At 72.7% G+C, this 13697-nt stretch carries 11 protein-coding genes; 3 read left to right on the top strand and 8 right to left on the bottom strand.

Annotated elements, in window-relative coordinates:
* Positions 1-36: 36 nt before the first annotated feature.
* From AC3ET3_RS19855 to AC3ET3_RS19840, 4 genes are all read right to left on the bottom strand, one after another.
* Positions 37-1002: a DMT family transporter gene (locus AC3ET3_RS19855; protein WP_435612579.1), complete on the bottom strand. Its 966-nt coding sequence runs from the start codon at positions 1000-1002 to the stop codon at positions 37-39.
* Between the two features lie 496 nt (positions 1003-1498).
* Positions 1499-3634, bottom strand: a complete 2136-nt coding sequence (locus tag AC3ET3_RS19850; protein ID WP_435612578.1) for a cellulose binding domain-containing protein — start codon at positions 3632-3634, stop codon at positions 1499-1501.
* 586 nt (positions 3635-4220) lie between these two features.
* Positions 4221-5867 carry a glycoside hydrolase family 27 protein gene (locus tag AC3ET3_RS19845; RefSeq protein WP_432135327.1) on the bottom strand — a complete coding sequence of 549 codons (1647 nt, stop codon included), beginning with the start codon at positions 5865-5867 and terminating at the stop codon, positions 4221-4223.
* A gap of 187 nt (positions 5868-6054) precedes the next feature.
* Positions 6055-6312 (bottom strand): hypothetical protein, encoded by a 258-nt coding sequence (locus AC3ET3_RS19840; protein WP_435612577.1) that lies wholly within the window; start codon positions 6310-6312, stop codon positions 6055-6057.
* A gap of 284 nt (positions 6313-6596) precedes the next feature.
* On the opposite strand from AC3ET3_RS19840, the gene AC3ET3_RS19835 reads away from it, so the two are divergent.
* Both AC3ET3_RS19835 and AC3ET3_RS19830 read left to right on the top strand, forming a co-directional pair.
* Complete coding sequence (locus AC3ET3_RS19835) at positions 6597-7271, top strand: hypothetical protein (protein WP_435612576.1); 675 nt, start codon at positions 6597-6599, stop codon at positions 7269-7271.
* A gap of 336 nt (positions 7272-7607) precedes the next feature.
* Entirely contained in the window at positions 7608-8162 is a 555-nt protein-coding gene (locus tag AC3ET3_RS19830; RefSeq protein ID WP_432135330.1) for a DUF3291 domain-containing protein, read from the top strand.
* Between the two features lie 84 nt (positions 8163-8246).
* Here AC3ET3_RS19830 and AC3ET3_RS19825 read toward each other — a convergent pair whose 3' ends face one another.
* Both AC3ET3_RS19825 and AC3ET3_RS19820 read right to left on the bottom strand, forming a co-directional pair.
* On the bottom strand, positions 8247-8909 hold the full coding sequence (locus AC3ET3_RS19825) for a hypothetical protein (RefSeq protein WP_435612575.1): 663 nt from the start codon (positions 8907-8909) through the stop codon (positions 8247-8249).
* A gap of 187 nt (positions 8910-9096) precedes the next feature.
* Entirely contained in the window at positions 9097-9603 is a 507-nt protein-coding gene (locus AC3ET3_RS19820; protein ID WP_432135332.1) for an anthrone oxygenase family protein, read from the bottom strand.
* A gap of 515 nt (positions 9604-10118) precedes the next feature.
* On the opposite strand from AC3ET3_RS19820, the gene AC3ET3_RS19815 reads away from it, so the two are divergent.
* A complete protein-coding gene (locus AC3ET3_RS19815) occupies positions 10119-11834 on the top strand; it encodes a sigma-70 family RNA polymerase sigma factor (protein WP_432157025.1) in 1716 nt (571 codons plus the stop codon).
* 240 nt (positions 11835-12074) lie between these two features.
* On the opposite strand, the gene AC3ET3_RS19810 is transcribed toward AC3ET3_RS19815, so the two are convergent.
* Both AC3ET3_RS19810 and AC3ET3_RS19805 read right to left on the bottom strand, forming a co-directional pair.
* Positions 12075-12401 (bottom strand): antibiotic biosynthesis monooxygenase family protein, encoded by a 327-nt coding sequence (locus AC3ET3_RS19810; RefSeq protein WP_432135333.1) that lies wholly within the window; start codon positions 12399-12401, stop codon positions 12075-12077.
* A gap of 99 nt (positions 12402-12500) precedes the next feature.
* On the bottom strand, positions 12501-13448 hold the full coding sequence (locus AC3ET3_RS19805; protein ID WP_432135334.1) for a GNAT family N-acetyltransferase: 948 nt from the start codon (positions 13446-13448) through the stop codon (positions 12501-12503).
* Positions 13449-13697: the final 249 nt, after the last annotated feature.

Below are 13697 nucleotides of genomic sequence, written 5' to 3'. Positions count from 1 at the left end.
GGACCGTAACAGCCTCGGGCCGCGGGGCGGAGGCGGCTACCGCCGGCGTCGGGCGGTCGTGCCGGCCGGCAGCGTCAGCAGGATCAGGCCGGCGGCCAGGACGGCCAGGCCGCACCAGGAGGCGGGGGGAAGGCGTTCGCCGAGGACGGTGACGCCCAGGACCGCCGCCACGGCGGGCTCGGCGAGCGTCAGGGTGGTGGCCACCGACGCCGGGGTGCGGCGCAGACCGTGGCCGAAGAGCCGGTAGGCCAGGTGGACGGTGAACACGGCGAGGTAGAGGGCCACGGCCGCGCCCCGGGGCTCCCCGAGCCAGCCCGCGCCGGTCAGCGGCACGACGGGGAGCACCAGCAGTGCCGCGCCACCGAACAGCACGCCCATCACGGCGTCGGAGGGGTGCCCGTGGCCGATGAGCCGGCCCCCGATCAGCGAGTAGACGGCGTACGACAGACCGGCGCAGGCGGCGAGTGCGACGCCCGTCGGGTCGATCGGGGTGGCGCCGCCGGTGAGCGCGGGGCCCAGCACCAGCAGGGCGCAGCCGAGCACGGCGGCGGCGGTGGCGCCCGCCCAACGGGCCGTGGGCCGGGTCTGCCCGGTGAGCCAGGCCAGCAGTCCGGCGAGAACGGGTGCGCTGCCCAGCGCGATGACGGTGGCGACGGCCACTCCGGTGGCGGCCACGGCCGGGTAGAAGGTGACGGGGTACGCGGCCACCGCCAACGCGCCCAGGGCGAGCAGGCGGCGTTCGTGAGCGGTGCCGGCGGCGAGCCGCGAGCCGACCCGGCGGGAGGTGAGGAACAGCAGGAGGCCACCGACGGTGAGTCCGGCGCAGCCGACCGCGGCGGCGGGCGCGGACGGCGGGGCGAGGGTGGCGGCGGTTCCGGTGGTGCCCCAGAGCACGGCCGAGGCGAGGATCGGCGCGGGGCCGCCGAGGGGGCGGGTGCGTGCGGGGCGCCGGGCGGTGGTGGCCGGGCGTGCGGGGGCCGGGCGGGTTGTGCGGTGCGGCACGGTCGTGGTCTTCCGTCGTCGGGTCCGTCAGGGAGGTGGTCCGGGACGGGCGCACGACAACGGTCCCCGGCCTCACCGCGGGGGTCGGCCGGGGTCGGGGTGAGTGACCGTCGCTGTCCGCGCCCGTCAGGCGGGGAGCGGCGGCAGGACGACGTGCCAGTAGGTGTTCACGGGGAGATCGTAGCGCGAGCGTGTACAGCCGCCTGGCCGAGCGCACGCACGTCGTGCTGCTCGGTAGGGCCGGCACCCGTGCGTCGGCCGCCATGGTGCTCCGCTGCCGGTGGCCACGACCTGCCGGGTGCGCGACCCGGGCGCATCGCCGGTGTCCACCCGGCCCGGACGCGGGCACGGGTCCCCTCCGCCGGCTCGTCGTCACACTCAGTCCCGTGGGAGGCGGAACCGGCTCGGGCAGGGATGCCCGAAGGGAGCAGCGGCGCCGCACGTTCCGCCGACAGGGACCGGCGGCGGAACGTGCGGTCGGCTGATTCCGCAGGTCTCAACCGCTGGAACACACAGCGCCGTTGAGACGGAAGACCGTCGGATCGGTGGTAGGCCCGTCGTTGGCGCCGACGAATCCGAACGCGGCCGTCGATCCGCCGGCCGGAGCGAGCGGGCCCGCGCCCTCGGGTGCGGTCACCCGTACATGCCGTCCGGTCTGGTGGAAGGTGGCGTTCCAGCCGGAGGAGACGGACTGCCCCTCCGTCGGCCAGTCCCAGTCCATGGTCCAGCCGGTGATGGGGGTGTCGGAGAGGTTACGGACGGTGACTGTGGCGACGAAGCCGTCACCCCAGCCGGTGTCGCGGTGGTACGTCACCGCGCAAGGGGCGTCCGACGGTGTGCCGGTGGTGAAGGTCAGCGGATCGGACGGGGCGGACAGACGTCCGGAGGCGTCGGCGGCCAGGACGTTGACCGTGTGGGTGCTGCCCGGGGGCAGGTTCCGCAGGGTCACGGACGTGCCGCTGGTCTCGCCGACCAGATGGGTGTGCGCGCCGTCGCGCTCCTGGACGAGGTAACGGGCGGCCCCCGTGGCACCCTGCCAGGTCAGTCGGGCGGTGGTGTCGGCCACCGCCTCCAGCCTCGGCGTGCCGGGGGCGCCGGCGGCCGATGCGCCGGGTCCGGTGCCGGCTCGCGGGGTGAGGGTGAGGGTGAGCATCCCGTACGGCGGCACGGTGACCTGTGCGGCGGATGCCTCGCCGTCGGCGACCTGGGTGATGTCGCTGTCGCCGCGAGCGTAGCGGCTGACGCGGGGTGCGTCGGCGGACGGGGTGAAGCCCGCGTACGCGAGGTCCACCGTATGTGCGGTCTCGGGGTTCTTGTTGATGAGCAGGAGGCTCAGACGCCCGTCGCGGCGCTGCACCGCGTGGGCGGAGAGGTCCTGCCCGGAGGACGCGGCGGCGACCATGGTGTCGCCCGCGGTGCCCAGTTCGCCGGTCATCTTCATGCCGTAGTAGGGGTGGAACGGCGTGTTCGGTGCCGGTTCGCAGACGTCACCGGAGCAGCCGCCGCTGGAGAGCATCCCCATGTCGCCGTAGTCGGTCTCCCCGTCGACCGTGGTAATGCGGTCCACGCCGTTGTGGGTGTTCCACCAGTCGACGGTGAACACGCCGTTCTCCAGGGCCGTCATGAAAGCGTCGGCGGCGAACAGGCCGTTGGGGCGGGCCGTGAGCCGGGCGCCGCCGGTGTTGGTGTTGATCTCGGTGAGGGCGATGCCGATGCGCGGTGAGTCGGCGCCCGCGTACCTGTCGAGCTGGTTGCGCACCTCGCGCAGCTCGCCGGGAAGTCCCGCCAGTCTGGCCGTGGCGTCCTGGGCGGTGGTGTCGGCCCCGCCCGCGTACCAGTGGACGCTCACGAAGTCGATGACATCGGTCACTTCCGGGAGCACGGTGTTGTTCCAGTCGCCGGAGTCGCCTTGACCGACCACTCCGTCCGGCCAGTTGCCCGGCATGGTGAGGACCGCACCGATCTTGATGGTCGGGTCGACGGCCTTCATGGCCGTGGCGTACGCGCGGACCTCGCGAGCGTACTCCTGGGGGCTCTTGTCCTCGTGGTCGTCGTGTTCCCAGCCGCTGCCGTAGTGGCCGTTGCCGTAGATCTCGTTGCCTATCTCCCAGTACTTCGCGTGGTAGTCCTTGGTGACGTTCGCGTAGCGGACCCAGCCGGCCGCCTCCTCGGGTGTGCCGGAGCCGTAGTTGGCGATCAGGATCGGCTGGGCGCCGGTGGCGCGGACGGTGCCCATGAAGGCGTCGAAGCCGGTGCCGGGGGCGACGTATCCGCCGGGCGCCGTGTGCGTCTCCCAGTGGTAGATGTCGGCGTACGAGCCGCCGGGGTAGCGCATCGCGCCCACGTCGGCCTCCTTCATCAGGCCGACGACCTCGGGATCGTTCATGTGCGAGTCCCAGATGGCGGTGTTGACACCCCGGGCGGTGCCGGACAGCCGGCCCAGGGCCGCCTGTGTGTTGACCCTTACCTCGACGTCCGCGACGGCGGCCGTCCGGGGCTCGGTGGCGAACGCGGGGCCCGCGGCGGCCACCGGTGCCAGCAGGGCGAGTGCGCCGGCCAGGGCGGTCGCGGTGCGCGCGAGAAGGTGGGGGCCGGCACCGGCCGGCCGGCGGTGTCTGAGCAGAGGGGGCATGGGGTCCTTCCTGGAGTCCGGCGGACGGGCGGGGGCAGGCGGCTGCCGGGCCGTGCCGCAGGCAGGGTGTCGACGCGGCAGGACGTTCCGCGCCGGTGGCATGGGACAACGGGTACGTGCGTTGATGCGGGGCGACGGCGGTGGTGCCTGGACACGCGGTGGCCTGCGCAGGTGCGCTGTGACTGCGGTGGGGCCGAGGTGGGACGGCGGTCCGACCCGCGCGTGGGAGCGCTCCCATGATGGGAGTGCGGTGCCGTTCTGTCAACGCACCGGAGTGCCGTTCCGTGAACGCGGTGGTATCGATCGCGGAACGGCGCCACCGGCTCAGGGGCGGTGTCCCGGGTGGGGCGCTGGGTTCGTCTCCCGGCTCCGGTGGCGCGGCCCGGCCGCCGCCCGGCGACTCGCCGTGCCTGCCGAGTCGTTCACGGGATCACGCGATGGCTGCCGGTCCGCCGTGCGGTACAGGCCGTGACGGCCAGGAACGCGCGCGCCGAGTTCCGAGCCCGTCCGGCCGGGCACCGCGCGGCAGGACGGAGGCACTCGTGACGCCGGACGGCACCCTGCCGGGGGTGGTGGGGGTGGCGGGTTACGGAAGCGTGGTCCACTTCTGGTTGTTCTGGCCGTTGCAGGTCCACAGGATGGCTGGTGTCCCGTTGGCCGTTCCCGCGTGGTCGGCGTCCAGGCACAGCCCGGCGTGGACGTTGCGGACCGACCCGTCGGCCTGCATGGTCCACTTCTGGTTGTTCTGGCCGTTGCAGGGCCAGATGATGACCGGCGTTCCGTTGGCGGTGCCCTGGCCGGAGGCGTCCAGGCACTTGTCGCCGTAGACGCGGATCTCGCCTCCGGCCCAGGTGGTCCACAGCTGGTTCGCGGCGGTGTGGCAGTCCCAGAGCAGCGTCGCCGTCCCGGCCGCGGTGGAGGCGCCCTTCACGTCGAGGCAGCGGCCGGACCCGGTACCGCGCAGGCGGCCGGTGGTGGCGTCGAGAGGGCTGCCGCCGGTCATCCTGAACACGGCGACACCGTGCGCGGGGACGCGCGCCGAGATCTGACCGGACGTGCTCGACGTGGTGCCGGTCCACAGGTCGGTCAGGGTGAACGACCCTCCGGACAGGCCGACCTGAGCGGCCGTGGCGGTGATGGTCGTCGCGCTGCCGCCGCGGTTGAGCAGGCCCACCGCGACCGAACCGTCCGCGAGCGGCTTGGCGAACACCTCGGTGGCGCCGTCGTCGCGCACCCTGCGCCCGCCCGCTCCCAGCGGATCCTGGTTCACGGCCAGCAGACGCGGATTGCGCAGGATCGCGCTGACATCCGCGGACATGGTGCGGATGTCGTTGCCGGCCATGAGCGGGGCCGCCATCAGCGCCCACAGGGCGAAGTGGGAGCGGGACTCGGTCAGCGACAGGCCGGGGCGGCCGACGACCAGCATGTCCGGGTCGTTCCAGTGCCCCGGACCCGACTGCGCCGCCAGCGGCGCGGTGACGTCCAGGACGTTGCCGACGCCCATCGGATAGCTGTTGGTGTTGTTGTTCTGCCAGATGTCGAGCAGGTCCTCGGTCGTCCGCCACAGGTCGGCGACGCCGCCCCAGTCGTACCTGTCGCCGGCGGGGGCGTGGAAGCTGTTGGGGTTGATGCTGTAGACGATCGGACGGCCGGTGGCGCGCAGGGCGTCACGCATGAGGGAGAACCGTGCGACCTGCTCGCTGAGGGTGCCGCTGCCGGAGCACCAGTCGTACTTGAGGTAGTCCACACCCCAGGAGGCGAACGTGGCGGCGTCCTGGGTCTCGTGGCCCTTGCTGCCCGTGGCGCCGGGGTAGGTGCCCACGCCCTGCGCGCACGTTTTCTCGTTGGGAGCCTGGTAGATGCCGAACTTCAGGCCCTTGCCGTGGATGTAGTCGCCGAGCGCTCTCATCCCGCTGGGGAACTTGGTCGGGTTGGCCCGCAGGTTGCCTGCCGTGTCACGCTGCGGGTCGAACCAGCAGTCGTCGACCACCACGTACTCGTAGCCGGCGTCGCGCATGCCCGAGGAGACCATCGCGTCGGCGGCCTCGCGGACCTGTGCCTCGGTGATCCCGCATCCGAAGCTGTTCCAGCTGTTCCAGCCCAGCGGCGGCGTGAGCGCCGGGCTGCCCGGCGCGGCCTCGGCGGTCGTGCCGACGGAGGCGGTGACACAGGCGGTGACGGTCAGTGCGGTGGCCGCGAGGAGGCGCAGCAGTCGACTGCGTGGGGGAACCATGGGAATTCCTTCCGGGTAGGCGGAGCGGAAGCCACTCGTTGGCGGGTCTGCAGGGCACGGTGACGCGCCCGTGATCAAGTGCGCGCGGGTGGCGCTGCGGAGCTGGACGTCCGGTCGGCACGACCACACCCGTACTTGCCGCCCGCGACCGAGGGAGGGCCACGGGCCCCAAGTGCGGCAGGGGACATCACGTGCCGTGGGCCGTACCGCCGCCGCCGACGTCCAGGCACGGCCCGAACAGCACCCCGACGAGCGTGTCGTCGGCGTTCGCCCGCGCCTGCCGGTTCGCACCGCCGTCACAGGTGTGGATCTGCGCTCCGGTGCCGGCCGTGGTGGCCGCCTGAAGCGGACCGCCGGCGAGCATCGCCCCCGGCGCGGCCATGGCCGCCTCCGTTGCGGCGAGCGCCACGGCCGGATGCCGGCGGCTGGAACTACCTCTGCGCATGGGGACCTCGTCATCCTTGGGCAAGCGGCTCCGGCTCGCCGCGGCAGAGGCTGTCCGGATGCCGGTGGGAACGATCCAGATGTTCGTGATATCGAACGAAGGTCGAGGTACCGAGCAACTGGATGATTGAGGTTCAGGTGGGCGGCGTCAATACCTCTCGCGCACTTCAAGTCCCGCAGATCTGCCGGGGGTTGGCGCGAGGGGCTGTTCGGATGAGTGGTCCCGGTTGCGTGACGCTCCCGTGTCCTGTGGTGCGACCGGGACGGAGCTGAGACGCTGGAACCATGAGCAAGCACCGGCCCCGGGCTGGGCGACGTTCCTTGGGCGTGGCGACCGCCGCCCTCGCCCTGTACGGCGTCTTCCTGAGACCGCGGGTGCTGACCTGGGGCGCGACCGGCGAGGAAGCCGGCCGCGGCTACCCGGGTGACGACCTCGTCCCCGACGCCGACGCGTCGTCGACCATGGCCACGACCCTGCCGGCGCCGCCCCCGGCGGTCTGGGGCTGGCTTGTGCAGATGGGCTGCAACCGCGGTGGCTGGTACAGCTGGGACCGCCTGGACAACGGCGGACACCCGAGCGCGGAACGCATCGTCGAGCAATGGCAGGACCTGCACACGGGCCGGCACCTGGACTCCCTGCCGAGCGGCGACGCCTGGTTCGTCGTCGCTGTCCTGGAACCGGAGAGGACCCTGGTGCTGCGCTCGCTGACCACGCTCCCGTCCGGACGCCCCTACGACCGGTTCGACGCGCCACCGCGGGCGTACACCGACGCGATCTGGGGCTTCCATCTCCGGCCGGAGCCCGGGGGCAGGACCCGGCTCGTCGTCCGCACGCGCGGCCGCAGCCGCCCGCGGCCCCTGACCCGGCCCATGGACATCCTGTTCTGGGAACCCGCCCACCTGATCATGCAGACCCGCCAGTTCCACAACCTGCGCACGCGCCTCAGCACGACGGCATGAACCCGCACGACACGCGCGTCGGACTCCCCTGCCGCTGTGCCCCGGTGCGGCGAAGTCGTGCGTCAGGGTGATCCGACGCAGCCCTGCCGAATGTCCGGGAGAGCCTCGGCAAGAGGCCACTTGAAGAGGAAAAACGCAACTTCGACAGAGTCGGTCGAGATGGCTATCGTCCCTGTCGTTCGGCGGCACCCGCAGCCGCGCAGAAGTCCCGTCAGGCCGAGTCGACCACGCCCGAAACTCCCCACCCGACGGGCGGGCCGTCGAACCGATCCCGCGCCCGGACGGCGAGACCGTCAGGAACTTCCCCACCAGGCCCACTCGGCCAGGGAGATACGCATGCCCCAGCTTGCTCTGTACACGTTCGGCGTTCTGCAGTCGCCCCTCACCGATCCCACGCCCAGCATGCGGGAGTTCTACGAGAGCGGTGAGGCCGTCTACCGGGAGATCGGCCGACACCCCGGACATATCGCTCGTGCCGAACCGGCACACCACATCCAGGGCGCGCTCTTCGACGCGGACTGGGGTGAGTGGGGAGAGTTCGTCGTTCCGGCCTGGTACAGCAAGGGCCGCAGCACGGAAACCACCGCCCTCGCCACGACCCTCTCGCTCTGGAGCGACCTGCGATCCGCCTTCGACGCCGTCTACACCGGTCTGCACCGCACGGCGCTCAACAGGCGTTACGACTGGTTCGAGCGGACGGCGCAGCCGGGTTACGTGCTCTGGTGGGTCGCCGACGGTGTGCTACCCACATGGCAGGAGGGGGTCTCAAGGCTGGAGCATCTCCACGCATACGGCTCCGCGCCGTACGCCTTCACCTTCCGCTCCTCGTTCGCACCGGGCGGGACACCGACCGGGCTCGATGGCGCCGGAAGGACGAGCGAGGTTCGGTGACCGGAAGCCCGGAGGGCCCGGGTTCGCCGTCGAGAGCCTTGGCGGGAGCGGGGGTTGGGGAAGGCGGTGCGGTGCCGGCAACTGTCAGACGTACGGCGGGGGAGGCGGTACGCCGGGCGTACGGGGTCGCCCGAACCACTGCTTCGCCGAGCGCTGGGTGAGCAGCACGATCACCGCGATGGCACCGCCGAGCGGAATGATGGTGAGGGGGGCGCGGTTCGCCGTGGCGCCCAGGCCGGCGATGACCTGCAGGCCGGCCAGCACCAGAGAGGTGATCCGGACGCCGTTGCCCGCCTTCGCGTACAGGAAGGCCAGGACGAAGAGCACGAGCGCCGTCAGATACTGCGCCGTGGACCGACCTGCGGCCTCTGCGCCGGAGGTGGCGCCCACGACGCCGGAGAGCAGCAGTCCGAGTCCCGCGACGGAGAAGTTCACCACCTGCGCGCCCCGCACGGAGGCGGGCATGGTGAGCGGGAGGGGCGGTGCGAACGGGTGCGGGTACGAACCCGCGGTTCCCGGCGCATAAGGGCCGGGAGCGCCGTACGGGCCGGGAGCGCCGTACGGGCCGGGAGCGCCGTGAGCGTGCGGGGCGCCATGAGGGCCGGGGGTACCACCGTAGGGGCCTGGGCCCTGCGCGGCCTGGGGCTGTGACGGGCTGAAGGGGGTGTCCGGAGTCTGCGACGCCTGGTGCTGGGGCGCCCCGTAGGGGCCTTGGGCGCCGGGCTCGGTCGGATACGCGTTCGACATGAACTGCACTGTATCGACGAGCCGGCAGAGCGGATCGGGCCAGGTCCCGGCAGCGGGGGCCGGTCACCCGGGTGTACCGGGACGGCCGGGAGGCCTGAGCGGGATGGAGACCTCGTCGGCCATGGCGCCGGAGAGACCCTGCCTCATGGCAGCCCGGCGCCCGGTCACCGGCAGGGCCGACAGGCACTCAGCCGCCTTCGGGTATCCGGGCGGACAGGCGCAGGGCCCAGGAGACACACGCGAAAGCGGCCGTTCCGGAAAGCGCCCGGACCACGTTCCAGCGGACCCAGGTGGCCTCGAAGGCCGCCCGGACGGCGGCGGGGTCGGCGATGTGGTGGGGTGCCCCGGCGGCCGCCAGGCGGTCGTTGAGCGGGACGTTGACCACTCCGGTGATGACCAGCACCGCCAACTGGAACACGGCCGCCGCGCCGATCCACAGCAGCACCGTCCGGCTGCCGCCCCTCAGTTCCAGCAGGCCTGCCACGCCGATCAGCCCCAGGGCGCCCAGGAAGGACGCCATGAACCATCCGTTGAGGATGGCCACGTTGATCCGCTGCATGACCTCGATGAAACTCCGGTCGTCGGCGCGGGCGAGTCCCGGCATGACCGAACAGGCATACGAGTAGAACAGTCCGGCGCCGAGTCCGGTGCTGAGTGTCGCCCCGAACAGGACGACCGTACGAAGAGCCGGCATTCCAGGATCCCCCGTTCTCTGGTGGTGTGCCGCCAGTCAACCGGTGGGGCCGGAGCACCGGCCATCATCGAAACGCTCGACCGCATACGCGACTGAGCAGCACATCGCCGACGCCGAAGACGCCGCCGACCGGGGAACCGGGCGGATGGGGAACCCGGGCGGCTGGGGGACCCGGGCGGACGGGGCGGTACGCCGCCCGGCCGCCCCGCGCCCGACCCTGTGCGAGACTCACCTCATGTCGGTCGAACGCGCGTACGTACGCGTGGCGGGCCGCACGGCGAGGAAAGGCCCGGGCCGGCTTTCAGGACCGTGGACCGCCGCGGGACGGACCGCGGTTCACCGCGCTGCCCGGCGCGGACACATCGGCGAGGGCCTTTTCCGTTATCCGGCTCGGTGCGGCGGCTCTCCTCTTGTGACAGGGCAGAACGGCCCAGGGACCAGAAGGAGCGTGGACGAGCGTGGAAGCGAGCAGCGGACCCGGCAGGGAGACGGTCGAGGCGGCGCGGCGTGGCGACATGCGCGCCCAGGACGAACTCGTCGCCGACTGCCTCCCGCTGGTGTACAACATCGTGGGCCGGGCCCTGAACGGGCGCCCCGACGTCGACGACGTGGTGCAGGAGACCATGCTCCGCGTCCTCGGATCTCTCGGCTCGCTGATCGACCCCGCCGCCTTCCGGTCATGGCTGGTTGCCGTCACCATGAACCAGATCCGGCACTACTGGCGTGACCACCGTCCGGATCGGACCAGTTCCGCGCTGCACGACGCGTACGACGTCGCCGATCCCGGGGCCGACTTCGTGGACCTCACGATCGTGCGGCTCGGGCTGGAGAGCCAGCGGCGTGAGGTCGCCGAGGCCACCCGCTGGCTGGACACCGACGACCAGGCGCTGCTGTCGCTGTGGTGGCTGGAGGCGACGGGCGAGCTGACGCGGGCGGAGGTCGCGGCCGCGCTGGAGTTGTCACCGCAGCACACGGCGGTGCGCGTCCAGCGGATGAAGGCACAGTTGGAGACGGCCCGGCTGGTGGTGCGGGCACTGGCCGCGCAGCCGCGCTGTGTGCTGCTCGACGACGTGGTCGCCGCCTGGGACGGCACCCCCTCGGCACTGTGGCGCAAGCGCATCGCCCGTCACGCCCGCGACTGCACGGTCTGCGCGGGCTTCCAGGCGGGGTTGGTCCCGGCGGAGGGCCTGCTGGTCGGGCTGGGACTGGTTCCGGTGGCCGCAGGCCTGCTCGGCGGCCTCGGCTCCTGGTCGGCGGACGCGACACCGCTGTCCTACGGCGGGGACGTGGCATCCGGCACGACACCGTTCTCCCCCGCCGGGAACGAGGTGCCCGACCCGACGCCGTTGTCCTACGCGGGGAACGGGGCCGCCGACACCGGGCCCGGGGGCGCCGCATTCGCGGACGCGGGAACCACATCCGCCGGTGTCCCCACCGCGTCGTCCGCGCCGGTGGCGGTCGTCGGCGCCCGCACCAGCCGCCGCGCGCAGGACCGGGAGCGCAAGCGGCGGGGCAGGACCGTGGCGGCCGTGGCCGTGGCACTGCTGATCACCGGCGGCACCATAACCGGGGCAGTCCTGCTGACGCCGGACGGCGAGGGGGACACGGTGCAGTCTGCGTCATCGGGTGGTGCGGCGTCCGCCGTGCCCACGCCCACCGCGCCGAGCCCGTCCGCCTCGTCCCCCTCGTCGTCGCCGTCGGCAGACGCGTCGGCCGGTGCGTCCCGCACGCCGAAGCCCTCGGCCACACCGCGTCCCGACAAGTCCTCGGCGCGCCCCTCTCCCGCGACGGCCTCGACGCCGCAGAAGGCACCGGCGCGGCAGAAGGCGCCTCAGGCGTCCGCGCTCGCCGCCCCTTCCGCCGGGGGACCCGCCGCCCAGGTCCTCGCCGTCACCAACACCGAGCGGTCGAAAGCGGGATGCGCCCCCGTGACACTCGACGACCGTCTGGCCAGGGCGGCCCAGTTGCACAGCGAGGACATGTCCGCCAACGACTACTTCTCCCACACCGGGCTCAACGGCAGCACGTTCGTCGACCGGGCCGAAGCGCAGGGCTACCCGAGTCCGGGGGCCGAGAACATCGCCCAGGGCCAGAGTTCCGCGGCGAGCGTGATGCAAGCCTGGATGAACTCCCCCGGCCACCGCGCGAACATACTCAACTGCTCGCTCAAGACCCTCGGGGTCGGGGTGGTCACGAGCGACTGGACGTGGACCCAGGTATTCGGCTACTGAGCAGCCCGTAGGGCAGCGCGGTCGCCTGCGGGTGGTGGAGGCCGGCGGCGCCGCAGCGGACGAAGGGTTCGCCGGCGCCGGGCGGATCGGGGTGGCGCCCCGCGGGTGCGATGCCGGCCGCTGCCGCGCGGGCGCGCCGTCACCTCGTCCGCCCTTGCCGTGGGCTCACCGGCGTCTTCCCGGCGGGTCCGCCTCGCGCGGGCCCGCCGGGCGGTCGGCGGACGTCCTGCCGGTATCGCCTCAGGCGCCCTTGGGGCCGGCCTGCTGGACGACCTCGAAGGACCACAGGGTGGAGTCGCTTGCCGCCGGCCGGGGCCGCTCGGCGCCCTCGCCGCCGCCCTGGTGGGCGGCCTTCATCGGGCCCTCCATCCACGCCTGGAACGACTCCTCGTCCCGCCAGCGGGTGTACACGAGGTACGTGTCGGTGCCCTCCACGGGACGCAGCAGTTCGAACCACTCGAAGCCGTCGGAGCCCTCCACGGTGTGCGCCCGCGAGGCGAACCGCTTCTCGAGGGTCTCCCGCTGCTCGGCGGGCACGGTCAGGACATTGATCTTCACTACGCTCATGGGACCATCCTGTCCTACGGACGACGCGCGGGAGGCCAGGGCGTCGTGTCGTCCCGGGCGAGCGTCCTCGCGTCCGAGCGCGTGTACACCGTCCGAGGGCTACGGCGGGTCCCTGCGCCCGAGCTGTCCGGTGGTGAGCGGTTTGCTGTAGACCGTGGCGCTGCGCCGGACCGTCATGCCGATCCGCTCGTACAACGACAGCGCGCCGGTGTCCGAGTGCGTCCACAGGGTGCAGGTCCGCTTCCCTCGGTGGTGGAAGGCGCGGAACGCTGTCTGCAACAGCGTGCGGGCGATGCCGCGGTTGCGGTGGTCGTGTCGTACCGCGACCCGCTCGACGTATCCCTCGTCGCTGTCGGGGGCGTCCAGGGACAGTACGGCGCCGACCATCTGGCCGCCGGCGAACGCGACGGGTGACGCCCCGGGTGCGAACGTCGACCGTCCGACCGTGTGCCGGGCCCATTCCCTGTAGGACTTGCGCCGCTGCTGCCATTCGTCGAACGCGTCTTCGGTGAGCTGGTAGGCCGCTCGTTCGTCGCCGGGCCGGAACGCCCGGACGGTGATGCGGTCCGGCGGCCCCGGCACCTCCGGCTCCACGGGCAGCGCGATCTCCAGCAGCCACTCGGTGACGAGACGCTCGTAGCCACGGGAGCGCAGGAGCGCGACGGCGGCCGCATCGCCGTCGAGGACCGACTGGGCGAGCCGATCGCTTCCCGCCTGCCGGGCCCGCGTCTCGGCCCACGCCACGAGCGCGCTCCCCAGACCCCGCTCTCGGTGACGGGGATGCACGTCGACCGTGGCCCGCCGTCCCTTCACCCACCCCCAGCCGGCCAGTTCTCCCGGGCGGTCGTGAACGAGCACGGTGTCGGACGCCAGGTGCAGCCCCGGGAGGGCGAGATCGGCAGCGACACGGTCGATGCCGGTCTCGGCACGGCCGTACAACTCGTCTTCGCGGGCGGTGATCAGACGGTGGATCGGACAGGCGTCAGCGATGGTGGCCGGCCGGCCGCGGTAGCCGACCGGCAACGGCAAGGAGGGGAGTCCAGGCATGGTCTGAACCCTATTCACCGCGCCTTGCCCGTGGGCCTGTTCAACCGGCTCGGGGTCGCCGCCGGCCCGCGCTGGCCGTCATGTGCACGCTTTCGCGGCTGCCACCCTCGTGCACTCCCGGGTGCTGTTCCGGCTGTCTCGTCGGACCGGGGCCAGGGGGCAGGTGAGGAACTCCCGTTGCCCGGCTCGCCGGTGGACGGAGCACGCGTGGCACCGCCGGGGACCGGCCTGGCGGACTCCCTCGCCGTC

Source organism: Streptomyces sp. bgisy159, assembly GCF_057707805.1.
This window is presented reverse-complemented; position numbering and strand designations above follow the sequence as displayed.

Bases quoted from the DNA above. Each gene is read 5' to 3' on its own strand.
- AC3ET3_RS19845 (WP_432135327.1), bottom strand. From the start codon at position 5,867: ATGGTTCCCCCACGCAGTCGACTGCTGCGCCTCCTCGCGGCCACCGCA.
- AC3ET3_RS19810 (WP_432135333.1), bottom strand. From the start codon at position 12,401: ATGAGCGTAGTGAAGATCAATGTCCTGACCGTGCCCGCCGAGCAGCGG.
- AC3ET3_RS19840 (WP_435612577.1), bottom strand. From the start codon at position 6,312: ATGCGCAGAGGTAGTTCCAGCCGCCGGCATCCGGCCGTGGCGCTCGCC.
- AC3ET3_RS19825 (WP_435612575.1), bottom strand. From the start codon at position 8,909: ATGTCGAACGCGTATCCGACCGAGCCCGGCGCCCAAGGCCCCTACGGG.
- AC3ET3_RS19830 (WP_432135330.1), top strand. From the start codon at position 7,608: ATGCCCCAGCTTGCTCTGTACACGTTCGGCGTTCTGCAGTCGCCCCTC.
- AC3ET3_RS19820 (WP_432135332.1), bottom strand. From the start codon at position 9,603: ATGCCGGCTCTTCGTACGGTCGTCCTGTTCGGGGCGACACTCAGCACC.
- AC3ET3_RS19850 (WP_435612578.1), bottom strand. From the start codon at position 3,634: ATGCCCCCTCTGCTCAGACACCGCCGGCCGGCCGGTGCCGGCCCCCAC.
- AC3ET3_RS19815 (WP_432157025.1), top strand. From the start codon at position 10,119: ATGCGCGCCCAGGACGAACTCGTCGCCGACTGCCTCCCGCTGGTGTAC.
- AC3ET3_RS19805 (WP_432135334.1), bottom strand. From the start codon at position 13,448: ATGCCTGGACTCCCCTCCTTGCCGTTGCCGGTCGGCTACCGCGGCCGG.
- AC3ET3_RS19835 (WP_435612576.1), top strand. From the start codon at position 6,597: ATGAGCAAGCACCGGCCCCGGGCTGGGCGACGTTCCTTGGGCGTGGCG.